Consider the following 23,406-nt stretch of genomic DNA (forward strand, 5'->3'; position numbering starts at 1 on the left):
TTCCGTCACTGCCCGTGACCGCGCACGTGGTCCCCGGAACAGCGCTTCGGGCCTCTTCTCCGGTGCTCCGACGGGGTATCCCCAATTCGGACCAGTGGTCGACCTCGCCTACACTCGGTGGTGTGCCTCGTGGTGATGGACGACTCAACCACGACCTGCTCCCCGGAGAAAAGGGCCCCCAGGACGCTTGCGGCGTCTTCGGTGTCTGGGCTCCGGGCGAAGAGGTCGCCAAGCTCACCTATTTCGGACTGTATGCCCTGCAGCACCGTGGACAGGAGTCCGCGGGCATCGCAGTGAGCAACGGGTCCCAGATCCTGGTCTTCAAGGACATGGGACTGGTCTCGCAGGTCTTCGACGAAACGTCTCTGGGATCTCTCCAGGGCCATATCGCGGTCGGTCATGCCCGCTACTCCACCACCGGTGCCTCGGTGTGGGAGAACGCGCAGCCGACGTTCCGTGCGACCGCGCACGGCTCGATCGCTCTGGGTCACAACGGCAATCTGGTCAATACGGCCCAGCTCGCCGAGATGGTTGCCGACCTTCCCCGCAAGGACGGCCGCGCCACCCAGGTCGCCGCGACGAACGACACCGATCTGGTGACCGCTCTGCTCGCCGGCCAGACCGACGACGACGGCAAGCCGCTCACCATCGAGGAGGCCGCTGCCGCGGTGCTTCCCGAGGTGAAGGGCGCCTTCTCACTCGTCTTCATGGATGAGCACACCCTCTACGCAGCCCGTGACCCGCAGGGCATTCGCCCGCTGGTCCTCGGCCGGCTGGAGCGTGGCTGGGTGGTGGCCTCCGAGTCCGCCGCCCTCGACATCTGCGGTGCCAGCTTCGTCCGCGAGATCGAGCCGGGCGAGCTCGTCGCCATCGACGAGAACGGCCTGCGCACCTCGCGCTTCGCGGAAGCGAAGCCCAAGGGCTGTGTCTTCGAGTACGTCTATCTGGCCCGCCCCGACACCGACATCGCCGGGCGCAACGTGTACCTCTCCCGCGTGGAGATGGGCCGCAGGCTGGCCGCCGAGGCCCCGGTCGAGGCCGATCTGGTCATAGCGACTCCGGAGTCCGGCACGCCCGCCGCCATCGGCTACGCGGAAGCAAGCGGTATCCCGTTCGGCGCCGGTCTGGTCAAGAACGCGTATGTCGGCCGGACCTTCATCCAGCCCTCCCAGACCATTCGCCAGCTGGGCATCCGCCTCAAGCTGAACCCGCTCAAGGAAGTCATCAAGGGCAAGCGCCTGGTGGTCGTCGACGACTCGATCGTCCGCGGCAACACCCAGCGCGCACTGGTCCGGATGCTCCGCGAGGCCGGTGCCGCCGAGATCCACATCCGGATCTCGTCCCCGCCGGTGAAGTGGCCCTGCTTCTTCGGTATCGACTTCGCGACCCGCGCGGAGCTGATCGCCAACGGCATGACGGTCGACGAGATCTCCACGTCCTTGGGGGCTGACTCGCTCGCGTACATCTCGCTCGACGCGATGGTCGAGGCGACCACGATCGCCAAGCCGAACCTGTGCCGCGCCTGCTTCGACGGTGAGTACCCGATGGAGCTCCCGGACCCGGAGCTGCTCGGCAAGCAGCTGCTGGAGACCGAGCTGGCGGCAGGCCCTGCGGCGACCGCCGCGGCCGACGCACTGCGTCGTCCGTGACCGGCGACGCACACCAGCCCTGCCACCAGCCCCGTATTTCCACACGAAAGATCCCAGGCAATGTCTGAGACAACAGGTGCTTCCTACGCGGCAGCGGGCGTCGACATCGAGGCCGGCGACCGTGCCGTCGAGCTGATGAAGGAGTGGGTGAAGAAGACGCAGCGCCCAGAGGTCGCGGGCCTTGGCGGCCTCGGCGGATTCGCCGGCCTCTTCGACGCCTCGGCCCTCAAGCGCTACGAGCGTCCGCTGCTCGCCTCCGCCACCGACGGCGTCGGCACGAAGGTCGACCTCGCCCGCAAGATGGGCGTGTACGACACCATCGGCCACGACCTCGTCGGCATGGTCGTCGACGACCTGGTCGTCTGCGGCGCCGAGCCGCTCTTCATGACCGACTACATCTGCGTCGGCAAAGTGCACCCCGAGCGTGTCGCGTCCATCGTGAAGGGCATCGCCGAAGGCTGCGTGCTGGCCGGCTGCGCCCTGGTCGGCGGCGAGACCGCCGAACACCCGGGCCTCCTCGGCCCCGACGACTTCGATGTCGCGGGCGCCGGTACGGGCGTGGTCGAGGCCGACCGGCTGCTCGGCCCGGACCGTATCCGTAAGGGTGACGCGGTCATCGCGATGGCGTCGTCCGGACTTCACTCCAACGGGTACTCGCTCGTCCGCCACGTCTTCTTCGACCGGGCCGGCTGGGCGCTGGACCGCGACGTCGAGGAGTTCGGCCGCACGCTCGGCGAGGAGCTCCTGGAGCCCACCCGGATCTACTCGCTGGACTGCCTGGCGCTGACCCGCACGACCGAGGTGCACGGCTTCAGCCACGTCACCGGCGGCGGTCTCGCCAACAACCTGGCCCGGGTCATCCCGGACGACCTGCACGCCACCGTCGACCGCTCCACGTGGACGCCCGGCGCGGTCTTCGACCTGGTCGGCAAGGCCGGTCAGGTCGAGCAGCTGGAGCTGGAGAAGACGCTCAACATGGGCGTCGGCATGATCGCGATCGTCCCGGCGGAATCCGTGGATGCCGCTCTGACGACGCTGGCCGACCGCGGGGTCGACTCCTGGGTGGCCGGCGAGATCACGGACCGCGGTACGCACGGCTCGGGTGCCGAGCTGGTCGGCGCTTACGCGCGCTAGTGCCGTGACCGGCAGTGTGTGCCCCACGACAAGTGGCGTCCGGTGCGTGCGATCGCAGGGCGGCCGGACGTCCTGGGGTGGCGTCTCTCCTGCTCGAACGAGGCTGAGAGCTTGGGGACGGAGCTACCAGGGCTGGTGACCGACGCGGCGAGCGGGCGTGCCGGGCGGTGCGACGGGGCAGAGCCTGCCGGGAGGGGTACGGGGACACGCGGCGGGGGCAGGGCGCACCGATACCGTCCGGTGACCGTCCTGCTCTTGGTCGCCGGACAGGTTCAAGCTGCCGATCGGACCCGAAAAGCGCAACACAGAACCCGGTCCGGGCAGGCCCGGACCGGGTTGATGTGTCAGCGCGAGGTCAAGCGCCGCGGCGCTGTGACGACGGACCGGACTCGTCGTCCTCGTCCTCATCGTCGTCATCGTTGTACAGATCCGCGTACTGTGCGTACGGGTCATCTTCCTTGTCGTCGTCCTCGAACGGCTCTGCGTTCGGTGGCTGACTCGAAGGCGATGCGCCCAGCTCATTGGCCAGACGCGACAGGTCAGTCCCGCCGCTGCTGTACTTCAGCTGGCGGGCGACCTTTGTCTGCTTGGCCTTTGCCCGGCCGCGCCCCATGGCTCGACCCCCTCGGTGACGGGGCTCGACGGCCCCAGAGTCTTGACACGCGTTCATGTTTCAGGACGGACTCTCGGCAGAGAGACCGTGCCCGTAGGGCTTTAACGGTACCTGCTTCCGTGGCCATACGGTACGCCGCCCGCATCACACGCCCCGGAACAGGACCAACGAGAAGCCCCGTCCTCGCTGGTCAACTGCGATTTTAACCTCTTCTCGGCATGCGACCCGCCGACCGGCGTGAGTCTTGTCTCGCCGGTCGGCGGGTCAGCGGTCCGAGGGGTGGCCGCGACGCCCGGTGAGAGCTCCGCGGCCATCAGTGACGAGCGGTCAGGGGCGCCGCGCCTCGGCCATCCGCTGCTCGGCGATCCGGTCGGCCGCAGCGGCCGGCGGAATGCCGTCTTCCTTCGCGCGTGCGAATATCGCCAGCGTGGTATCGAAGATCTTCGACGCCTTCGCCTTGCACCGGTCGAAGTCGAAGCCGTGCAGCTCGTCGGCGACCTGGATGACGCCGCCCGCGTTCACCACGTAGTCGGGGGCGTACAGGATCGAACGGTCCGCGAGGTCCTTCTCGACGCCCGGGTGTGCCAGCTGGTTGTTGGCCGCGCCGCACACCACCTTGGCCGTGAGTACCGGGACGGTCTCGTCGTTCAGCGCACCGCCGAGCGCGCACGGGGCGTAGATGTCGAGGCCTTCGGTACGGATCAGCGCGGCGGTGTCCGCGGCGACGGCCACCTCGGGGTGGAGATCGGTGATCCGGCGTACCGATTCCTCCCGGACGTCCGTGACCACGACCTCGGCGCCGTCCGACAGCAGATGTTCGACGAGGTGGTGGCCGACCTTGCCGACGCCCGCGACCGCCACTTTTCGGCCACGCAGCGTCGGGTCGCCCCAGAGGTGCTGGGCCGAGGCCCGCATGCCCTGGAAGACACCGAACGCGGTGAGGACGGAGGAGTCGCCGGCGCCGCCGTTCTCCGGGGAGCGGCCGGTGGTCCACCGGCACTCGCGGGCGACGACGTCCATGTCGGAGACGTACGTGCCGACGTCGCAGGCGGTCACGTAGCGCCCGCCGAGCGAGGCCACGGCCCGGCCGTAGGCCAGCAGCAGTTCCTCGGTCTTGATCTTCTCGGGGTCGCCGATGATGACGGCCTTGCCGCCGCCGTGGTCGAGACCGGCCATGGCGTTCTTGTACGACATGCCGCGCGCCAGGTTCAGCGCATCCGCGACGGCCGCCTCCTCGGAGGCGTACGGGTAGAAGCGGGTTCCGCCGAGGGCCGGGCCCAGGGCGGTGGAGTGGATGGCGATGACGGCCTTGAGGCCGCTGGCACGGTCCTGACAGAGCACGACTTGCTCGTGTCCCCCCTGATCCGAGTGGAACAGGGTGTGCAGGACGCCGTCGGTCACATCGGTCACGGTGGTGACTCCCAAGTACGAAGCGGCGGAAGACCCTCCTGAAGGTGGGGAGGGCCCCGGACCGACCGGCACGGACGGTCCGACTGGGCATGAGCGTAAGTCCTACGCGGGCGTAGATCTGTTCCGGTGCCAAGGATCACCCCCCGGCGGAGTACCGGCGTGACACGATCTGAGGCATGTCGGTGGTGTCTTCGGTGCTCGTCCCTTACGCGTCCTACCTCCGGGTGTACGAACCGCTGGCCGCTTTTCCGGAGCCGGAGCGGACCCACTGGGCCCGCTACGCGGGGCGCGACCGCATCCCCACGGCGCAGGACGAACTCCGGCGTTCGCTGGCCGACTTGGCGGCCACCCCACCGGTCGGGGTGCCGGTGCACGAGAGCAGGGACGCGTTCGTCGCCGAGGTGGACGGCGTGGTGTGCGTCTGTCCGTGGCGGACCCGGCTGCGCGGCTGGCTGGCGCTGGAGGAGCTGGCGGAGATGTTCCCGGCCCCGGTGCTCGACGCGGTGCTGCCGCCGGTGGTGCGCGGGCAGGCGCTCGCGGACCACGCGCAGTGGGCGGAGCGCAATCCGGACGCCCGGCCGTGGATCCGGACCGCGGTGTGGCAGGTACCGGTGCGTTGGTTCGTCCTCTTCTCGGACGAGGAGCGGGAGCACACGGAGGCGGCCGGCGGCGGGGGAGCGCCGGTGTTGCGCTACCGGACCCCGATGGTGCAGGCGCGCCGCCGGCTGGCCAGGTCGCTGAGGACGCTGAGGGAGACCGTCGACGAGGGGGCGCTGACCGAGGGCCTGGTGGACGTCGGCCGGTGGCTGGAGGAGTTCCATCCGCGCGCGCTGGTCGAGCTCGACTACGGCGGGCTGGTGCACGCGCTGTCGGCCGAGCAGCTCGCCGGGGACCGGTCGGCTGCGGATGTCGCCGAGGGCATCGCGGCGCTGCGGGCCGGTGACACCGAAGGGGCGAGTGCGGCGTACGGGCGGCTGGCGGAGCGCTGGCGGATCGTGAGGGACCGTCAGTTCGCCAGCTGAGTCCGGCGGTGCGGGGTCGGGAACCGGTCTCCCCTACGGCTCGTCCGTGTGACTCATGGGAGTGGTGAGGGCAAAGTGGCGGGAGCGTACTCCTGCGGCGCTAGGACCTACGTCCCGAACCGGGCCTTTGTCTCAAGGGTGACGGATAGCACTAACTGGGCCCTTGCGCCCTTCCCCACTCCTCGTGCCAAAATAGGACAAGGAGTCCGGGGAGGACTCCATCCGTCCAATTAAGGGCGGATTGCTCTGCATTGCGCGCTATGGGGGGTCTGATGACTCCTGATCGCTCTGTGACTGATCGTCACGGTGGAGTGACTGTCCGCTATGGCATGGTCCATCGGCTTCCGTCGCTGATGAACACCTGGGAGGGCAATTCCATCGGTTTGGCCGACGCGGCTGGACGGATGGTGTAGTTGTAGTGCCGAGGACAAGCCGTTCGTCCTATAACCGACTCGGCCCGCGTCCGCCATTTCGGGCAACGCGGGTCAAGGTGCAGAATTTAGAGGAAAGAACCGAGATGGTTCGGTTCTCCCGAGGAGGCCGCTCATGACCGCTCGCACCCCTGATGCCGAGCCGCTGCTGACCCCGGCTGAGGTTGCCACGATGTTCCGCGTGGACCCGAAGACGGTCACCCGTTGGGCCAAGGCAGGCAAGCTCACGTCCATCCGCACGCTCGGTGGACACCGCCGGTACCGCGAGGCAGAGGTCCGCGCACTGCTTGCGGGTATCCCGCAGCAGCGCAGCGAGGCCTGACACACCCCTGTCGCCGCGTCACAACCGGGCTGCCCGGGTCCCCCAACCCGCGTCCGCCCACCCATAGCTCCACACGACGGGCGCCCGCCCCAACGGGCGCCATACCTGTGCAATGCGGGGTATGTCGTTCGATCGCGCTGGACTCCGCCGGGTCCAGCGCGATCTTTTTTGTGCCCGCGGGGCGGCCGGCGGGCCGGGGCTCCGGCTTCGCGTGCAGTGCCGTGCGGGCGCATCCGACTCGGACGCGCGGGTCCGCCGGGGGACGCCCGGGGCTCGTGGGACGCCCCTGGGCCTCCCCGTGGAAGCCCCTTCCGGGGAGTGCAATTGCACATATTAAATTCGCCAGTTGTAGGAAGGGTGTAAAGTCACCCTTTCTCAAAACTCATTCAGTGACACCCGTCACATGGCCTGAGTCTTGCCAAGGCCGAGCCTGCCACTGCCGGGAAGCGGACGTCCTCGCCCTTGGTCACGTGGCGGCAGGGCTTTCGTCCTCGGTCCGGTCGGCGCGGTTCTGTTCTTCGGGGGCGGCCATGGGAGCGGCGAGCGCCGCGGACTCCTGAACGGCCGCTGGAGCCCTGCTGGATGACGCGGGCGGTTCCGGGGGCGGGACGGGCCGGGAGGCCGCCACGGGCTCCATGGCGAGCCTCAGGAGCAGGTGGCAGATCGGGCAGTGCCGGGTGAGATGCCGGTAGCCGGAAGCGGCCGCCAGATGGGCGCGCAGCAGCGCGCGGGTCTCGTGCCTCGCCGTGGACGCCGCCATCCGCGCCACCTCCCGGTGGACCGCGCCGCCCCGCGCCCAGGAACAGGGGCGGCCCCTGCTGACTGAGTACCCGTGGCAGTTGCCGGAGTCAAGACACGCGAAAGCCCGGATCCAGAAGGATCCGGGCTTTCGTTACTGCGGTCCTGACGGGATTTGAACCCGCGGCCTCCACCTTGACAGGGTGGCGAGCACTCCAAACTGCTCCACAGGACCAGGTTTTCGCGGCTTCCTTGCGGCTGCCTGCGAAACCAGACTGTACAGGAGATTGGCGGCTCCAGTCGACTTCACTCCTGGTGGTGACTCCCTTACGGCCTGCCTTGCGACAGGGAGTGGGGGAGTTACGCCCCCGAGGGGGCGCCCGATCACGGAGCCGCGGCGTCGATCGCCTTCACGATCCGCTTGTCCGAGACGGGGTACGCGGTACCCAGGGCGTGCGCGAAATAGCTCACCCGGAGCTCCTCGATCATCCAGCGGATGTCCAGGACCTCCTGCGGAACGGGCCTGCCCTGCGGCATCTGTTCGAGCAGCCAGGCGTACTCGTCCTGCATCTCGTGGACCTTCTCCATGCGCGTGGTGTCGCGCTGGACGGCCGTCGGCATCTGCTGGAGCCGGCGGTCCGCGGCGACCAGGTAGCGCATCAGGTCGGGGAGCCTGCGCAGCCCGGTCCTCGTGACGAAGCCAGGCGGTACGAGGGCGGTGAGCTGGTTCCGTACATCGGTGACGTTGTTGACCAGGACCAGGCTGTTGGTGGCCTTCAGGCGTCGCTCGCAGGATTGCCAGGCAGCCAGCACCTGCTGCACCTGGGCGACCGTGTGCTCGGTCAGCGCGACGAGATCGGCGCGGACCTTGTCGTACAGCTTGCGGAACGACTCCTCGTCCCAGGCCGGCCCGCCGTGGGCGCCGATCAGCCGATCCGCGGCAGCGGTCGCGCAGTCCTCGAACAGCGCCTGGACGGAGCCGTGCGGATTGCGGGACAGCGCGAGCTTCTGCTGGTTCGTCAGCTTGTCCGAGACGAACTTCGCCGGGTTCACCGGGATGTTCAGCAGGATCAGCTTCCGGGTGCCGCGCCACATCGCCTGCTGCTGCTCGGCCTCGGTGTCGAAGAGCCGTACGGCCACGGTGCCCGCCGCGGCCCCCTCCTGCTCCACGAGCGCCGGGTAGGCCTTGACCGGCTGACCGGCCCGCCGGGTCTCGAAGACCCGGTTCAGCGTGCCGATCGTCCAGTCCGTGAGCCCCGAACGCTCGATGGACTCGCCCGAGGGCCCCGCGGTGGCCGCAGCGGCCTTGGAGAGGGCCTGACGGGCCTTGGGGCGCAGCTGGAGCTTCAGCGCCTCCAGGTCCTTCTCCTCGGCCACCCTGCGGCGCCGCTCGTCGACGATCCGGAACGTGATCTTGAGGTGGTCAGGGATCCGGGAGAGATCGAAGTCGTCGGCGGAGACCGGGACCCCGACCATCTGCTGGAGCTCACGCGCGAGGGTGACCGGCAGCGGCTCCTGCAGCGGCACCGCCCGGTCCAGGAACCGGCCCGCGTAGTTCGGCGCGGGGACGTAGTGCCGGCGGATCGGCTTGGGCAGGGAGCGGATCAGCTCGGTGACCACGTCCTCGCGCAGGCCGGGGATCTGCCAGTCGAAGCCCTCGGCGGTGACCTGGTTGAGCACCTGGAGCGGGATGTGGACGGTCACACCGTCCGCGTCCGCGCCGGGCTCGAACTGGTACGTCACCTTGAACTTGAGCTTCCCCTGCCGCCAGGAGTCCGGGTAGTCGTCCTTGGTGACGGCCCCGGCCTTCTCGTTGATGAGCATCGAGCGCTCGAAGTCGAGCGCGTCCGGCTCGTCGCGGCGCTTGTGCTTCCACCAGGAGTCGAAGTGCGCGCCGGAGACGACGTGCTCCGGGATCCGCTGGTCGTAGAAGTCGAAGAGCGTCTCGTCGTCCACGAGGATGTCGCGGCGCCGCGCCCGGTGCTCCAACTCCTCGACCTCGCCGAGAAGTTTGCGGTTGTCATGGAAGAACTGGTGGTGCGTCCGCCAGTCGCCCTCGACCAGTGCGTTCCGGATGAAGAGATCGCGGGACGTCTCGGCGTCGATCCGGCCGAAATTGATCTTGCGCTGGGCGACGATCGGTACGCCGTACAGCGTGACTCGCTCGTACGCCATCACCGCCGCCTGGTCCTTCTCCCAGTGCGGCTCGCTGTAGGTGCGCTTCAGCAGATGCTGGGCCAGCGGTTCGATCCACTCCGGCTCGACCCTGGCGTTGACCCGTGCCCACAGCCGGGACGTCTCGACCAGCTCGGCGGACATCACGAACCGCGGCTGCTTCTTGAAGAGCGCCGACCCGGGGAAGATCGCGAATTTGGCGCTGCGCGCGCCCAGGTACTCGTTCTTCTCGGTGTCCTTCAGTCCGATGTGCGACAGCAGCCCGGCCAGCAGCGAGGTGTGCACCGCCTGCTCCGGCGCATCCTCCTCGTTCAGGTGGATCCCCATCTGCTTGGCGACCGTACGCAGCTGCGCATAGATGTCCTGCCATTCGCGGATGCGCAGGAAGTTCAGATACTCCTGCTTGCACATCCGGCGGAAGCTGGACGAGCCGCGCTCCTTCTGCTGCTCGCGGATGTACCGCCACAGATTCAGGAACGCCAGGAAGTCCGACGTCTCGTCCTTGAAGCGGGCATGCTGCTGATCGGCCTGCGTCTGCTTGTCCGAGGGCCGCTCGCGCGGGTCCTGGATGGAGAGCGCGGCGGCGATCACCATGACCTCGCGCGTGCAGCCGTTGCGGTCGGCCTCGATGACCATGCGGGCGAGGCGAGGGTCGACGGGCAGCTGCGAGAGCTTCCGCCCCAGCTGCGTCAGCCGTTGCCCCTTCTTCCCCTCCTGGGGGGCCTTCTCCTCCAGGTCGAGTGCGCCGAGCTCCTGGAGCAGCTGCACACCGTCGCGGATGTTGCGGTGGTCCGGCGGGTCGATGAAGGGGAACTTCTCGACGTCGCCGAGCCCGGCCGCGGTCATCTGGAGGATGACGGACGCCAGGTTCGTACGGAGGATCTCCGCGTCCGTGAACTCCGGGCGGGTCAGGAAGTCGTCCTCGGAGTACAGCCGGATGCAGATGCCGTCCGAGGTACGGCCGCAGCGCCCCTTGCGCTGGTTGGCGCTGGCCTGCGAGATCCGTTCGATCGGCAGCCGCTGGACCTTGGTGCGGTGGCTGTAGCGGGAGATGCGGGCGTTGCCCGGGTCGATCACGTACTTGATGCCGGGAACGGTCAGCGAGGTCTCGGCGACGTTCGTCGCCAGCACGATCCTGCGGCCGGTGTGGCGCTGGAACACCCGGTGCTGCTCGGCGTGCGACAGGCGCGCGTAGAGAGGAAGCACCTCGGTGTGGCGGAGGTTCTTCTTGTTCAGGGCGTCCGCGGTGTCGCGGATCTCGCGCTCGCCGGAGAGGAAGACCAGGACATCGCCGGGGCCCTCCGCCTGGAGCTCGTCGACGGCATCGCAGATCGCGGTGATCTGGTCGCGGTCGGAGTCGTCCGTGTCCTCCTCCAGCAGGGGCCGGTAGCGCACCTCGACCGGGTACGTACGCCCGCTGACCTCGACGATCGGCGCATTACCGAAGTGCCGGGCGAAGCGCTCCGGGTCGATGGTCGCCGAGGTGATGACGACCTTCAGGTCGGGGCGCTTGGGCAGCAGCCGGGCCAGATAGCCCAGCAGGAAGTCGATGTTCAGCGACCGCTCGTGGGCCTCGTCGATGATGATCGTGTCGTACGCGAGCAGCTCGCGGTCGGTCTGGATCTCGGCCAGCAGGATGCCGTCCGTCATCAGCTTCAGATAGGTCGCGTCCGGGTTCACCTGGTCGGTGAAGCGGACCTTCCAGCCGACCGCCTCGCCGAGCGGGGTCTTCAGCTCGTCGGCGACGCGCTCGGCGACCGTACGGGCCGCGATCCGGCGCGGCTGGGTGTGCCCGATCATGCCCCGGAGGCCGCGCCCCAGCTCCATGCAGATCTTCGGGATCTGCGTGGTCTTGCCGGAGCCGGTCTCACCGGCGACGATCACGACCTGGTGGTCGCGTATCGCCTCCAGGATCTCGTCCTTCTTCTGGCTGACCGGAAGTTCTTCCGGGTACGAGAGTGCGGGCATCCGTTCGGCGCGCCCCGCGAGCCGCTCGGCTGCCTTCCCGGCCTGGGTGGCGATCTCGTCCAGCACGGCCTGCCGGGCCTCGGGCTTACGGATCCGGCGCGCCCCTTCGAGGCGGCGGCCGAGCCGGTGCGCGTCGCGGAGCGAGACGTGTCCGAGCTGGGACTGGAGATCGGCAAAGGAAGTAGACATACGGACCCCAGGATCGCACCCGGGCCCGAGGAACGGCGAACCTATTTCGCGCGGTCTGCGTCACGGCCGCGCTGACTGCGGGGGAGCTCCCGATCACAGCACGTACCATTTCGGGCAACCGATCTTCGTACCGCAGTGGAAAGGCCCTCGTCCGTGTCCCGTACGCAGTGGTACTGCCTGGTGGCGGTGCTCGCGGTCGTGCTCGGGCTGTTCTGCGGGCCCGCGACGGCGGTGACGGCGGCGACCGCGTCCGGGGATTCCGGCACCGCGGTGGCCGCCCCGGCCGTCGGCGGTCAGGGGGTGCCCGGCTGCGGCAAGGGCACGACGCACGGCGGCATCGAGCCCGGCGTACCCGTCCGGGCCCGCGCCGCGCACGACCAGGCGCCCGGTCTCGCCGAATGGGGTCCGAGCGCCGCTCCCGGCCAGGGGCCCGCGGAGCCACGCGTACGCGTCAGGCCGCTCGGGCCGGAGCCTGCCGCGCCATCCCCAATAGAACTCTCCGTACTGCGGGTTTAGGAGCTGTCCGGCGGATCCGCCGGACACGCCCTAGAGGGATGCCCGCCATCCGGTCGTCCCCTTCCCCTTCCCCCCTCCCGCACCACGAGCACGGAGTTTTGCCATGCCTACGCCCAAAACCTCCTTGTCCAGGAAGCCGCTGCTCTACGGCACCGGTGTCGTCCTCGCCGCCGCGCTGCTCGGCTTCGTCTCCTACCGCGCCACCGCCCCCGCCGACCGCTCCTCCTCGAATTCGGTCGCCGATGTCACCGCCGACCCGGACGCCGGTGTCTTCCCGGAACTGGCGAAGCTGGCCCGCCGCGACCCTGCCGACAAACTCGCGCAGGGCCCGGTCGACGCGCCCGTGGTCCTCATCGAGTACGCCGACTTCAAGTGCGGCTACTGCGGCAAGTTCGCCCGGGACACCGAACCCGCCCTGGTGAAGAAGTACGTCGACAACGGCACCCTGCGCATCGAGTGGCGCAACTTCCCGATCTTCGGCGCCGAATCCGAGGCCGTCGCGCGCGCCGCCTGGGCCGCCGGGCAGCAGGGACGCTTCTGGCAGTTCCACGCAGCCGCCTACAGCGAAGGGGCCAAGGAGAAGGGTTTCGGCAAGGACCGGCTGAAGGCGCTCGCCAAGGAGGCGGGAGTGCGGGACATCGACCGGTTCGTACGCGATGCGGACGGCGCGGCTGCTTCCGCCGCGGTGAGCAAGGACCAGGAGGAGGGGTACGGGATCGGCGCGAGCTCCACCCCGTCCTTCCTGATCAACGGCCGCCCGCTGGCCGGAGCGCAGCCGGTGGAGGTCTTCGAGCAGGCCATCCAGGCGGCGGCCGACAAGGCCGCCAACACCAAGGACGCCAAGGGCGGCTCCCAGGGCTCCGGTGACTCCGCGGGCGCCGACAGGTGACGGTGGACATCGGCTACTTCGCCGCTTTCCTCGGCGGGCTGCTGGCCCTGGTCAGCCCCTGCAGCGCCCTGTTGCTGCCCGCCTTCTTCGCCTACTCCATCGACTCGGCCTCGCGGCTACTGGCCCGTACCGGCATCTTCTACGCCGGTCTGGCCACCACCCTCGTGCCGCTCGGCGCCGCCGGCTCGTACGCCGGACGGCTCTTCTACAGTCACCGCGACCAGCTGGTCCTCGGGGCCGGCTGGCTGATCATCGGGCTCGGCGTGGCCCAGATCGTGGGCCTCGGCTTCACCTCACGCCGGATCGCGGCCCTCAGCGGGCGGATCCGGCCGACGACCGCCGTGTCGGTCTATGCCCTCGGCGCCGTCTACGGGCTGGCCGGGTTCTGCGCCGGACCGATCCTCGGCAGCGTCCTGACGGTGGCGGCGGTCAGCGCCAGCCCGGTCTACGGCGGACTGCTGCTCGCCGTCTACGCCCTGGGCATGGCGGTTCCGCTGTTCCTGCTGGCGCTGGTCTGGGAGCGCTTCGACCTCGGGCGCCGCGCCTGGCTGCGCGGCCGCGCCTTCCGGCTCGGCCGCTTCGAACTGCACACCACCACTGCGCTCTCGGGGCTGTTCTTCATCGGGCTGGGCGCACTGTTCCTCGCGTACGACGGGACGACCGCACTGCCCGGGCTGCTGGACGTGGACGATTCGTTCGCCGTCGAGCAGTGGGCGCAGCGGATCGGCGAGCAGGTGCCGGACGCGGCCGCGCTGGTGGCGGCGGTGGCGGTGGCGCTGCTGGTTCTCGGGGTGCGGGCGTGGCGCCGCCGGGATGCGAAGTCTGCGGAGCGGGAAGAGGCCTGACACGACGAAAGCCCCGTCCGATGGACGGGGCTTTCGGGTGGTGGCTGGGGCCGGGATCGAACCGGCGACCTATCGCTTTTCAGGCGATCGCTCGTACCAACTGAGCTACCCAGCCACGCAGCGCTGACGAGCTGCAGCGGTCCTGACGGGATTTGAACCCGCGGCCTCCACCTTGACAGGGTGGCGAGCACTCCAAACTGCTCCACAGGACCAAGCTGTTGTGCGACTAAGTGTCGCACAAGGTGGTGCGTGCCCCCAACGGGATTCGAACCCGTGCTACCGCCTTGAAAGGGCGGCGTCCTGGGCCACTAGACGATGAGGGCAGAACTGCTGGTGTCGCTACTTCTGCGTCTATCGCCCCCCGAAGAGAGGGACGTCAGAAGCACGTGACTCCGCTTCCCCTCGAGAGGTTCCGCTTCTTCTTCAACCTCTGGGGTTTCGGAACGGTCAAGCCCTGACCGGCGCCCTTGGGCACGTCGGAGACTGTACTACGGCGTTTCGGTGTCAGCCAAACCGAATAGGCGAAGGGGTCGCTCCGGGGTGGTTCCCCCTCGGCAGATGGCGGCTGACCTCGGTCGTTGTCAGGCCGAGCCCGCCGAGCGTGATCTTGTCCCAGGCCTGCAGACGGCGAGTCGCGCGGTCCGTAGAACACCGAGACGCGCACCTTCTCCGGCTTCCTGCTCTGTACGGCGCGCAGCCCGCCGCCGCCCGCGCAATGGTGGCGGATGCGGGCGACTGCGGCGCGGAAGAAGGCGCGGGCCATGGGGCGCGTATGCCCGGGTTCGGGGGCGGCCATGCGGGGGCGCGGGATTGCGGGACAGGGCAGGGAGTGGCGGTCCGGGGCCGGTCCGGCAGGGGTACGTGACAATGGCGGGGTGCTGGAGATGACGCGCGAAGAGTTCGAGGAACTGGTTGCCGAGGCCCTGGACCGGATTCCGCCGGAGCTGACGCGGCTGATGGACAACGTCGCGGTGTTTGTCGAGGACGAACCGGACCCCGGCGATCCGGAGCTGCTCGGGCTGTACGAGGGCACGCCGCTGACCGAGCGAGGCGAGTGGTACGCCGGGGTGCTGCCGGACCGGATCACGATCTACCGCGGGCCGACGCTGCGGATGTGCGCGTCGCGTGAGGACGTCGTGGCGGAGACGGAAATCACGGTCGTCCATGAGATCGCCCACCACTTCGGCATCGACGACGAGCGGCTGCACGCGCTCGGTTACGGCTGAGTACACCTGGGAGAGCGGCGGCGGAGGGGCCGACGGCGAAACGGCCGGTGGTGCGTGGGGCGTGTCCCATGCGGGGGAACGGGAGTTGGGCAGAGCGCACCTGTACGTTCCCGCCCTGCTTCGCTCCCCGCCTCCCGGAGGTGCCCGCCGTGCGTCAGTTGCCATCCCCTGTCCGATGGGCAGCCGTCACCGCAGTGACGATTGCCGCGTCCACCGGCTGCATGAGCATCAGCGACGACGCCGGGAAGCCGGCCCCGTCCCGGTCGGCCGAGCGGAAGGGCTCGTCGGGTGAACCGGACGGCTCCACGGTGGCGGGTACGGGACGCGCCCGTACCCGAGGGGGCGCGGAGGCGCACTCCGACCGGGAGGCCGCCGAATCGCCGAGCCCGAGCGCGTCGGCGCGCGCCTCGGTCGTACCCGGTGGCGCGCATGCGGGCGTGGGGTCCGGTGATCCGTTGCCGACCCGGGGCGGACATCCGCCGGTGCCGTCCCCGCCGGGGGGCGGGGGGTCGCAGCAGCCGGTGCCGTCCGCGGAGCCGTCGGTGTCCTCCGGGCCGTCCGCGCCGGTGACCCCGGAGCCGTCGAGCTCACCCGATCCGGAACCTTCAAGTCCGGCTCCCGGGCCCTCCGCGTCTCCGGCCGCGCAGTTCCGCAGTGACGCGATGAGCGTGCCGGACGACCTGGAGGCGCTGCGGACTCCCGAGGCATCGCCGCAGGTGGGGCCGGTGTAGCGGGTGGTCCGGAGTGTGCGGTTTGCGCGATGCGGGTGAGAGTGCGTATGGTAGTAGATCGTTTGATCCCATTGCCCGGCGCCGACACAGAAGAGCGCCGTGTGGCGCGTACTCTCCCTTGCCGTGGCTGGACCGCATTGAGGCGGTCGAAATTGCGAATCACGGAGTTATGGGCGCGTGCCGAGACTCCGGAAGGTTTCGCATTTCGCATGTCCAATTTCAGCTCTGACAACACCGTCGTGCCCGAGAACGACGAGATTGTCACCGAAGCCGAGGCCGTAGTGGCCGAGGCCGCCGAGGTGTCCGAGCCGGTCGAGACCGTCGACTTCGCCGGTTCCACCGAGGCCACCACCGACGCCGAGCCGACCGTCACCTTCGCCGACCTGGGCCTGCCCGAGGGCATCGTCCGCAAGCTCGCGCAGAACGGTGTGACCGCGCCCTTCCCGATCCAGGCCGCGACCATTCCGGACGCGCTGGCCGGCAAGGACATCCTGGGCCGCGGCCGTACCGGATCCGGCAAGACGCTCTCCTTCGGTCTGCCGACCCTGGCCACGCTGGCCGGCGGTCACACCGAGAAGAAGAAGCCCCGCGCGGTCATCCTCACCCCGACCCGTGAGCTCGCGATGCAGGTCGCGGACGCGCTGCAGCCCTACGGCGACGTGCTCGGCCTCAAGATGAAGGTCGTCTGCGGCGGTACGTCGATGGGCAACCAGATCTACGCGCTGGAGCGCGGTGTCGACATCCTCGTCGCCACCCCGGGCCGACTGCGCGACATCATCAACCGGGGCGCCTGCTCCCTGGAGAACGTCCAGGTCGCTGTCCTCGACGAGGCCGACCAGATGTCCGACCTGGGCTTCCTGCCCGAGGTCACCGAGCTGCTCGACCAGGTTCCGGTCGGCGGTCAGCGCATGCTCTTCTCCGCCACCATGGAGAACGAGATCGGCACGCTGGTCAAGCGCTACCTGAGCAACCCGGTGAGCCACGAGGTCGACAGCGCCCAGGGCAACGTCACGACCATGACGCACCACGTCCTCGTCGTGAAGCCGAAGGACAAGGCGCCGGTCACCTCCGCCATCGCTGCCCGCAAGGGCCGCACGATCATCTTCGTCCGCACCCAGCTGGGCGCCGACCGCATCGCCGAGCAGCTTGTCGAGGCGGGCGTGAAGGCGGACGCGCTGCACGGCGGCATGACGCAGGGTGCCCGCACCCGCGTGCTCGCCGACTTCAAGGACGGTTACGTCAACGCGCTCGTCGCGACCGACGTCGCCGCCCGCGGTATCCACGTCGACGGCATCGACCTGGTGCTGAACGTGGACCCCGCCGGTGACCACAAGGACTACCTGCACCGCTCGGGCCGTACCGCCCGTGCCGGCAAGTCCGGTGTCGTCGTCTCCCTGGCGCTGCCGCACCAGCGTCGCCAGATCTTCCGCCTGATGGAGGACGCGGGTGTCGACGCCTCGCGCCACATCGTCGGCGGTGCGGGCGCCTTCGACCCGGAGGTCGCCGAGATCACCGGTGCCCGTTCGCTGACCGAGGTCCAGGCCGACTCCGCGAACAACGCCGCCAAGCAGGCGGAGCGCGAGGTCGCCGACCTGACCAAGCAGCTGGAGCGCGTCCAGCGCCGCGCCGGTGAGCTCCGCGAGGAGGCCGACCGCCTGGTCGCCCGTGCCGCGCGTGAGCGGGGCGAGGACCCCGAGGCAGCAGTCGCCGAGGTCGCCGCCGAGGCTGAGGCCGCGATCGAGGCCGCCGTCTCCGTACCGGAGCAGCCCACGGCGCGCGACGACCGTCGCGACGACCGCGGTAACTTCGACCGCCGGGACAACCGCGGCAACTTCGACCGCCGGGACGACCGGGGCGGCGACCGCGGTGGGTACCGCGGTGGCGACCGTGGTGGTTTCCAGCGCCGTGACGACCGTTCGTCGGGCGGTTTCCGCCGGGACAACGACCGTCCGTCGTTCAACCGTGACCGCGGTGGCGACCGCGGTGGCGACCGTGGTGGTTTCCAGCGCCGTGACGACCGTCCGTCGGGCGGTTTCCGCCGCGACAACGACCGTCCGTCGTTCAACCGTGACCGTCGTGACGACCGCGGTGGCGACCGTGGTGGTTTCCAGCGCCGTGACGACCGTCCGTCGGGCGGTTTCCGCCGCGACAACGACCGCCCGTCGTTCAACCGCGACAACGACCGCCCGTCGTTCAACCGCGACCGTCGTGACGACCGCCCGTCCGGTGGCTTCCGCTCCGGTGGCAGCGACCGTCCGTTCAACCGCGACCGTCGTGACGACCGCCCCTCGGGCGGCTTCCGCTCCGGTGGCAGCGACCGGCCGACCGGCCGCCGCGACGACCACCGCGGTGGCACCGGCACCAACACCGGTTCCTTCGGCCGCCGCGACGACAAGCCGCGCTGGAAGCGCAACGGCTGATCACGGCTGATCCGGTCGTCTGACTGCTGATCAGGGCCCGTACGACACGTCGGTGTCGTACGGGCCCTGTGTTGTTTTGAACGAGTTCGAAATTCCCTGTCAGGGTGTCCGAGACCGCTGTTAGAGTCGCCTCATCCGCTCGGGGGGGGGTGGTGCGAGCGGCAGCAGCCGCACCACGAAGGACCACAGTGCGTCCACTGAGGACCTCCCCTCGTGCCATGTTTCCCGGGGAGGGACTTTCACATTGACTCGCTCATCCAGCGGATGGAGAAGCCGGCGCGCGTCCGGCCGTATCGCCCTCTTGGTCACCCTGGCGATCACCACCGGGGTCGGTGCGACGGCCACGGGGACGGCCGTCGCCGACACGTCCGGCGAGACCGTCGTGGTGAACCCGGGAGCACGCTTCGTGCCCCGCGCCACGCGTGTGCTCAACGCCGGTGAGACCGGCTTCCTGACGGCGCAGGAAGGCGATGACCGCCTGCGCTGGATCGACTACGCCACCGGAGCGGCCACCGTTCTGGCCGACCGGCTTCCGAAGCCGCTCGAGTACGACGTCGAGGCAGGCCGCCCCCTCGGCAACTGGCCCATCGGCTTCGGCCATGGGTCCGACACCGTGGCGGTCTATTCGGAGAGCCCGAGCCCGCACGTCACGCTGCAACAGCGCGCTGGCGGCGGGTCGACCACCATTGTCCCGATCCCGGAAGGACAGTCGTACGTCGAGACGTACGGCACGACCGTCATCACCCGTACCGGCACCCAGCAGGCCACGACGAGTCTCCATCTGCTGCGGGCGGAGGCCGACGGAGTCAAGGACCAGCAGCTGCAGGGCCTTCCCGAAGGGTGGAATCTGACGGTCGGCGACGGTGATGCCCGTTCGGTCGTCGTCAGAGGGATCCTCTGGGAAGGCACCACCATGAAGAACGGCTGGTGGCTCGTCGACCTCGAGAGCGGGCAGGTCGAGGCGCTGGACGCGAACGCCTCCGCAGTCACCCTCGGCAAGGACACCCTCCTCCAGGTGGGCTCGTATGCCGCCGAGGTGTTCGACCGGAACGACTTGAGTGCCGCGCCCCGGAAGCTGGACCTTGGGAACTTCTCGTACGACACGACGTTCCAGATGCTCGGGAACTCGCTCATCGGGGTCGGTGCCCTCAACTCGGGTAACAACGAGTACCGCGGCGAGCAGCTGTTCCGGATCTCCGACGACGGCGGGCGCGCAGAGGAACTGCTGACGGTCGCCCACACCGACCTCTCCTGGGCGCCGGACGGTTCCGTCCTGGTCGCCGGAGCCGAGACCCGGACCGACCGCGGCGCCCTCGACTGGGGCTATTACCGGTTCACGGCCGCCGCCGACGGCACCGTGACGCGCAAGCGTGTCTCGGACATCGAGGACATGCCCGCACAGCCCGCGGGCATCTCCCTGGGCAGCGGCATCCTCACCACGGCCGACGACTCGAACCTCTTCATGCCGCACACGTACATCGGCAGCTACCGCAGTACGTGGCTCAAGACCTCCGGCCGTCCCGAGGAGATCCGGACGACGGTGGACGGCCTCACCAGCGGGCGGGACGCGGACTGCGGGTGGACGGACGGCTCCTACTGCATCACCATGCTCGCGAGCGGTGACGGATTCCACGGACGCAAGGAGGGGACCGAGCAGGGCAAGACCATGCTCTTCCGGAACGGCACGGCGGCCTGGGGGCCGACGCTCACCACCGGCATGATGTCTCCGCAGCTCGTCGACCTCTCCGGCCGTTACGGTGTCGTGAACGAGGCGTCGGGCGGCAATCAGATGATCACCGAGTTCCAGGGCGCCAATTCCGGCACCGTCCTGGAGAAGCGGCCTCAGGGCGCCGCGGCGCTGTGGGGCAACACCCTGTGGAGCAGCCTCCCGGACTCGTCCACGGTGTCCTCGAAGACCCTGCCGGCGGGCACGGCGGGCACCACCTTCACCACACGCAACAAGTGTGTTCCCAGCGAGCTGCAGGCCGTGGGCCGCTGGGTGTACTGGGGGTGCCGGGACAACACGAACTGGTTCAAGGGCGCGGGTGTCTACGACCGGCAGACCGGGCGTTCCATGACGGCGCCGGACGCCGAGATCCTTCTCGGCGACGGCTACTTCGTCGCCTACACGCAGAAAGCCGGACTCACCCTCTTCGATCTGCACGGCGGCCTGCCTACCAGCGGCGCCTACGCTGATCTGCCCGAGCGGCCGCTGGTGAGCGCGGCGGACCTGGGCAAGGGCACAGTGCGTCGCTCCGGCTGGACCGTCGACCGCTTCGGCGGTCATGTCGCGTACACCGGGGACGACCGGCGGGTTCGCATCGTCCCCGCGGGTGTCCCGACCTCGCAGCTCTCGGTGATCGACACGAAGGCGCCCGGAACCTCGCTCGATCTGCGGTCGACCACTGCGAACTGGGCGGGCACCTGGTGGCTGTCCAAGCCGGCTGCTTCGTGGAAGGTCACGGTGAAGAACAAGGCGTCGGGCCGGGTCGTGCGCACGGTCGCCGGCGGCGAGGCCCGCGGCACGGTCAGTGCCGCGTGGGACGGGAAGGACTCGGCAGGGGGGTTCGTCGCCAACGGTGCGTACACCTGGACGATGACGGCGAAGCCGGCCGACGGTCAGGGTGCGGATCTCACTGTATCGGGGACCGTGAAGCTCTCCGGAGGCGCGGCGACTGCGCGTGACTTTGTCGGGAACGACGGGTTCGGTGATCTGCTGGGGTTCACGTCCGCCGGTGTCGCGGACTTCCGCGGTGGTAAGGGCAACGGGACCGGCGCGGTCAGTTCGAAGGTGTCGGGGTCCGGTTGGACCGGTGCGAACACGGTGACGGCGGCGGTGCCGTTCGATGATGTGAGCGGTGACCGGTGCAATGACGTGCTGGTGCGGGTGAAGAGCGGTGAGCTGCGGGCGTACAAGCCTTCGTGCGGTGGTGCGCTGAAGTCGACTACGGCGTACACGAAGGTCGGTACGGGCTGGAATGTGTACGACGTCCTGACGTCGCCCGGTGACCTCAACGGGGACGGCCGGGCTGATCTGCTGGCCCGTGAGACGTCGACCGGTTATCTGTACCTGTACACGAGCAAGGGCACGGGTGCCCTCAACGCCCGCGTGAAGATCGGTACGGGGTGGAAGGGCTACCTCCTCGCCGGTGCCGGTGATCTGAACGGTGACGGCAAGGGGGATCTGCTGGCGCGGGACAAGGCCGGGGTGCTGTGGCGCTATGCCGGGACGGGGCAGGGCAAGCTGGCGCCCCGGGTGAAGGTCGGCGGGAGCTGGCACATGTACAACTCCGTGGTCGGAGTCGGCGATGCGAGTGGTGACGGCAAGGCCGATCTCCTTGCTCGCGACACGGCCGGGGTGCTGTGGGCCTACCGGGGTGACGGCAAGGGCCTCTTCGCCACACGGGTGAAGGTCGGAACGGGCTGGCAGATGTACTCCAGGCTCGCCTGACCTCCCTACCTCCTCGGAGGCGACTCCTCAGTGCAAGGGCGCGGCCTGCGGGCCGCGCCCTTGCTCGTGCTGCGCCATGTTTTCCCAGTCGTAACCACGAGGGCGGCATGCGTACTTCGGGGCGAGGGCATCGCTGGGGTCATGACAACAGACGAGGTCGAAAGCAAGCCACCGCCGGGCGTCTCCGACGAGGAGCGTCTCGCGCAGCTCGGCTACACGCAGACACTGGCCCGGCGGATGTCGGCGTTTGCCAACTACGCCGTCTCGTTCACGATCATCTCGGTGCTCTCCGGCTGCCTGACGCTGTATCTGTTCGGCATGAACACCGGCGGCCCCGCCGTCATCACCTGGGGCTGGGTCGGTGTCGGCCTGATGACGCTGTTCGTCGGCCTGGCGATGGCGGAGATCTGCTCGGCGTACCCGACCTCCGCGGGGCTCTACTTCTGGGCGCACCGGCTGGCCCCGCCGCGCTCGGCGGCGGCCTGGGCCTGGTTCACGGGCTGGTTCAACGTCCTCGGTCAGGTCGCCGTGACCGCGGGGATCGACTTCGGGGCGGCGTCGTTCCTCGGGGCCTACCTGAACCTCCAGTTCGACTTCGAGGTCACGCCCGGCCGGACGATCCTGCTGTTCGCCGCGATCCTGCTGCTGCACGGGCTCCTGAACACGTTCGGGGTCCGCATCGTCGCGATCCTGAACAGCGTGAGCGTGTGGTGGCACGTCCTCGGGGTCGCCGTCATCGTCGGCGCCCTCACCTTCGCACCGGACTCGCACCAGTCGGTGTCGTTCGTCTTCACCGAGTTCGTCAACAACACCGGCTGGGGCAGCGGCTTCTACGTCGTGATGATCGGCCTGCTGATGGCCCAGTACACCTTCACCGGCTACGACGCCTCCGCCCATATGACGGAGGAGACCCACGACGCGGCGACGGCGGGCCCGCGCGGCATCGTCCAGTCGATCTGGACCTCCTGGATCGCCGGCTTCGTCCTCCTGCTCGGCTTCACCTTCGCCATCCAGTCGTACGACGGAGCCCTGAACTCCCCGACCGGCGCCCCGCCCGCCCAGATCCTCCTGGACGCCCTCGGCGCCACCGCAGGCAAGCTCCTGCTGCTGGTCGTGATCGGCGCGCAGCTGTTCTGCGGAATGGCGTCGGTGACCGCGAACAGCCGCATGATCTACGCGTTCTCCCGGGACGGCGCACTCCCGTTCTCCCACGTCTGGCACACGGTCAGCCCCCGCACCCGCACCCCTGTCGCCGCGGTCTGGCTCGCCGCCCTCGGCGCGCTCGCCCTCGGCCTCCCGTACCTGATCAACGTCACCGCGTACGCCGCAGTGACCTCGATCGCGGTGATCGGCCTCTACATCGCGTACGTCATCCCCACCCTGCTCCGCCTCGTGCGCGGCGACGAATTCACCCCGGGTCCCTGGCACCTCGGCCGCTGGTCCCGGCCCATCGGGATCGTCGCGGTGGCGTGGGTGGGGGTCATCACGGTCCTCTTCATGCTGCCGCAGCTGTCCCCCGTCACCTGGGAGACGTTCAACTACGCCCCGATCGCCGTCCTGGCCGTCCTGGGTTTCGCGGCGACGTGGTGGGTCGTGTCGGCCCGCCACTGGTTCCTCAAACCGGATCACAAGCGCACGAGCGCGGACATCACCGCCGAATGACGACCCCCGGAAGCG

The 23,406-nt window shown here is 69.3% G+C and carries 16 protein-coding genes, 4 tRNA genes and 1 pseudogene; 12 read left to right on the forward strand and 9 right to left on the reverse strand.

The window, feature by feature from the left end; genetic code table 11:
• Positions 1-122 precede the first annotated feature (122 nt).
• Together purF and purM are read left to right on the forward strand one after the other, a co-directional pair.
• Positions 123-1,649 (forward strand): amidophosphoribosyltransferase, encoded by a 1,527-nt coding sequence (gene purF, locus AB0N06_RS11550; RefSeq protein ID WP_366134468.1) that lies wholly within the window; start codon positions 123-125, stop codon positions 1,647-1,649.
• 60 nt (positions 1,650-1,709) lie between these two features.
• Positions 1,710-2,783, forward strand: coding sequence for a phosphoribosylformylglycinamidine cyclo-ligase (gene purM, locus AB0N06_RS11555; RefSeq protein ID WP_366134470.1), 1,074 nt, complete (start codon positions 1,710-1,712; stop codon positions 2,781-2,783).
• Between the two features lie 355 nt (positions 2,784-3,138).
• On the opposite strand, the gene AB0N06_RS11560 is transcribed toward purM, so the two are convergent.
• Together AB0N06_RS11560 and AB0N06_RS11565 are read right to left on the reverse strand one after the other, a co-directional pair.
• On the reverse strand, positions 3,139-3,396 hold the full coding sequence (locus AB0N06_RS11560; protein WP_366134471.1) for a DUF3073 domain-containing protein: 258 nt from the start codon (positions 3,394-3,396) through the stop codon (positions 3,139-3,141).
• Between the two features lie 327 nt (positions 3,397-3,723).
• Entirely contained in the window at positions 3,724-4,806 is a 1,083-nt protein-coding gene (locus AB0N06_RS11565) for a Glu/Leu/Phe/Val dehydrogenase dimerization domain-containing protein (protein WP_366134472.1), read from the reverse strand.
• Positions 4,807-4,982: 176 nt separating this feature from the next.
• Between AB0N06_RS11565 and AB0N06_RS11570 the strand changes: the two genes are divergently transcribed.
• Both AB0N06_RS11570 and bldC read left to right on the forward strand, forming a co-directional pair.
• A complete protein-coding gene (locus AB0N06_RS11570; protein ID WP_366134473.1) occupies positions 4,983-5,828 on the forward strand; it encodes a hypothetical protein in 846 nt (281 codons plus the stop codon).
• A 546-nt stretch (positions 5,829-6,374) separates the two neighbouring features.
• Positions 6,375-6,581: a developmental transcriptional regulator BldC gene (gene bldC, locus AB0N06_RS11575; protein WP_003949541.1), complete on the forward strand. Its 207-nt coding sequence runs from the start codon at positions 6,375-6,377 to the stop codon at positions 6,579-6,581.
• Between the two features lie 466 nt (positions 6,582-7,047).
• Here the strand turns inward: bldC and AB0N06_RS11580 are convergent, their stop codons facing one another.
• The 3 genes from AB0N06_RS11580 to hrpA form a co-directional block, all read right to left on the reverse strand.
• Positions 7,048-7,341, reverse strand: coding sequence for a DUF6274 family protein (locus tag AB0N06_RS11580; RefSeq protein ID WP_366134474.1), 294 nt, complete (start codon positions 7,339-7,341; stop codon positions 7,048-7,050).
• 138 nt (positions 7,342-7,479) lie between these two features.
• Positions 7,480-7,554: transfer RNA gene (locus AB0N06_RS11585), tRNA-Asp, on the reverse strand.
• Positions 7,555-7,703: 149 nt separating this feature from the next.
• Positions 7,704-11,651: an ATP-dependent RNA helicase HrpA gene (gene hrpA / locus AB0N06_RS11590; RefSeq protein WP_366134475.1), complete on the reverse strand. Its 3,948-nt coding sequence runs from the start codon at positions 11,649-11,651 to the stop codon at positions 7,704-7,706.
• A gap of 153 nt (positions 11,652-11,804) precedes the next feature.
• Here hrpA and AB0N06_RS11595 point away from each other — a divergent pair, with 153 nt between their 5' ends.
• The 3 genes from AB0N06_RS11595 (at position 11,805) to AB0N06_RS11605 (ending at position 13,901) form a co-directional block, all read left to right on the forward strand.
• A complete protein-coding gene (locus AB0N06_RS11595; RefSeq protein WP_366134477.1) occupies positions 11,805-12,167 on the forward strand; it encodes a hypothetical protein in 363 nt (120 codons plus the stop codon).
• Positions 12,168-12,270: 103 nt separating this feature from the next.
• A complete protein-coding gene (locus AB0N06_RS11600) occupies positions 12,271-13,056 on the forward strand; it encodes a DsbA family protein (RefSeq protein ID WP_366134478.1) in 786 nt (261 codons plus the stop codon).
• Complete coding sequence (locus AB0N06_RS11605) at positions 13,053-13,901, forward strand: cytochrome c biogenesis CcdA family protein (protein WP_366134479.1); 849 nt, start codon at positions 13,053-13,055, stop codon at positions 13,899-13,901. Before AB0N06_RS11600 ends, AB0N06_RS11605 begins: the two co-directional genes overlap by 4 nt.
• Positions 13,902-13,939: 38 nt before the next feature.
• Here the strand turns inward: AB0N06_RS11605 and AB0N06_RS11610 are convergent.
• The 4 genes and pseudogenes from AB0N06_RS11610 to AB0N06_RS11625 all read right to left on the reverse strand — a co-directional run.
• Positions 13,940-14,016 (reverse strand) — tRNA-Phe (locus AB0N06_RS11610).
• 22 nt (positions 14,017-14,038) lie between these two features.
• Positions 14,039-14,113, reverse strand: a tRNA-Asp gene (locus AB0N06_RS11615).
• Between the two features lie 38 nt (positions 14,114-14,151).
• A tRNA-Glu gene (locus tag AB0N06_RS11620) sits at positions 14,152-14,224 on the reverse strand.
• 181 nt (positions 14,225-14,405) lie between these two features.
• Positions 14,406-14,610: pseudogene (locus AB0N06_RS11625) on the reverse strand (hypothetical protein); the annotation flags it as partial.
• A 166-nt stretch (positions 14,611-14,776) separates the two neighbouring features.
• On the opposite strand from AB0N06_RS11625, the gene AB0N06_RS11630 reads away from it, so the two are divergent.
• From AB0N06_RS11630 to AB0N06_RS11650, 5 genes are all read left to right on the forward strand, one after another.
• Entirely contained in the window at positions 14,777-15,127 is a 351-nt protein-coding gene (locus AB0N06_RS11630) for a metallopeptidase family protein (RefSeq protein ID WP_366134480.1), read from the forward strand.
• A gap of 221 nt (positions 15,128-15,348) precedes the next feature.
• Positions 15,349-15,858 (forward strand): hypothetical protein, encoded by a 510-nt coding sequence (locus AB0N06_RS11635; RefSeq protein ID WP_366134481.1) that lies wholly within the window; start codon positions 15,349-15,351, stop codon positions 15,856-15,858.
• Between the two features lie 209 nt (positions 15,859-16,067).
• A complete protein-coding gene (locus tag AB0N06_RS11640) occupies positions 16,068-18,278 on the forward strand; it encodes a DEAD/DEAH box helicase (RefSeq protein WP_366134482.1) in 2,211 nt (736 codons plus the stop codon).
• 301 nt (positions 18,279-18,579) lie between these two features.
• Entirely contained in the window at positions 18,580-21,729 is a 3,150-nt protein-coding gene (locus AB0N06_RS11645) for an FG-GAP-like repeat-containing protein (RefSeq protein ID WP_366134483.1), read from the forward strand.
• 141 nt (positions 21,730-21,870) lie between these two features.
• A complete protein-coding gene (locus tag AB0N06_RS11650) occupies positions 21,871-23,391 on the forward strand; it encodes an amino acid permease (protein WP_366134484.1) in 1,521 nt (506 codons plus the stop codon).
• Positions 23,392-23,406: the final 15 nt, after the last annotated feature.

This window comes from Streptomyces sp. NPDC051020 (assembly GCF_040683105.1).
Taxonomy (GTDB): domain Bacteria; phylum Actinomycetota; class Actinomycetes; order Streptomycetales; family Streptomycetaceae; genus Streptomyces.

Bases quoted from the DNA above. Each gene is read 5' to 3' on its own strand.
- AB0N06_RS11640 (WP_366134482.1), top strand. From the start codon at position 16,068: ATGTCCAATTTCAGCTCTGACAACACCGTCGTGCCCGAGAACGACGAG.
- bldC (WP_003949541.1), top strand. From the start codon at position 6,375: ATGACCGCTCGCACCCCTGATGCCGAGCCGCTGCTGACCCCGGCTGAG.
- AB0N06_RS11580 (WP_366134474.1), bottom strand. From the start codon at position 7,341: ATGGCGGCGTCCACGGCGAGGCACGAGACCCGCGCGCTGCTGCGCGCC.
- AB0N06_RS11570 (WP_366134473.1), top strand. From the start codon at position 4,983: ATGTCGGTGGTGTCTTCGGTGCTCGTCCCTTACGCGTCCTACCTCCGG.
- purM (WP_366134470.1), top strand. From the start codon at position 1,710: ATGTCTGAGACAACAGGTGCTTCCTACGCGGCAGCGGGCGTCGACATC.
- AB0N06_RS11650 (WP_366134484.1), top strand. From the start codon at position 21,871: ATGACAACAGACGAGGTCGAAAGCAAGCCACCGCCGGGCGTCTCCGAC.
- AB0N06_RS11635 (WP_366134481.1), top strand. From the start codon at position 15,349: ATGAGCATCAGCGACGACGCCGGGAAGCCGGCCCCGTCCCGGTCGGCC.
- AB0N06_RS11600 (WP_366134478.1), top strand. From the start codon at position 12,271: ATGCCTACGCCCAAAACCTCCTTGTCCAGGAAGCCGCTGCTCTACGGC.
- hrpA (WP_366134475.1), bottom strand. From the start codon at position 11,651: ATGTCTACTTCCTTTGCCGATCTCCAGTCCCAGCTCGGACACGTCTCG.
- AB0N06_RS11560 (WP_366134471.1), bottom strand. From the start codon at position 3,396: ATGGGGCGCGGCCGGGCAAAGGCCAAGCAGACAAAGGTCGCCCGCCAG.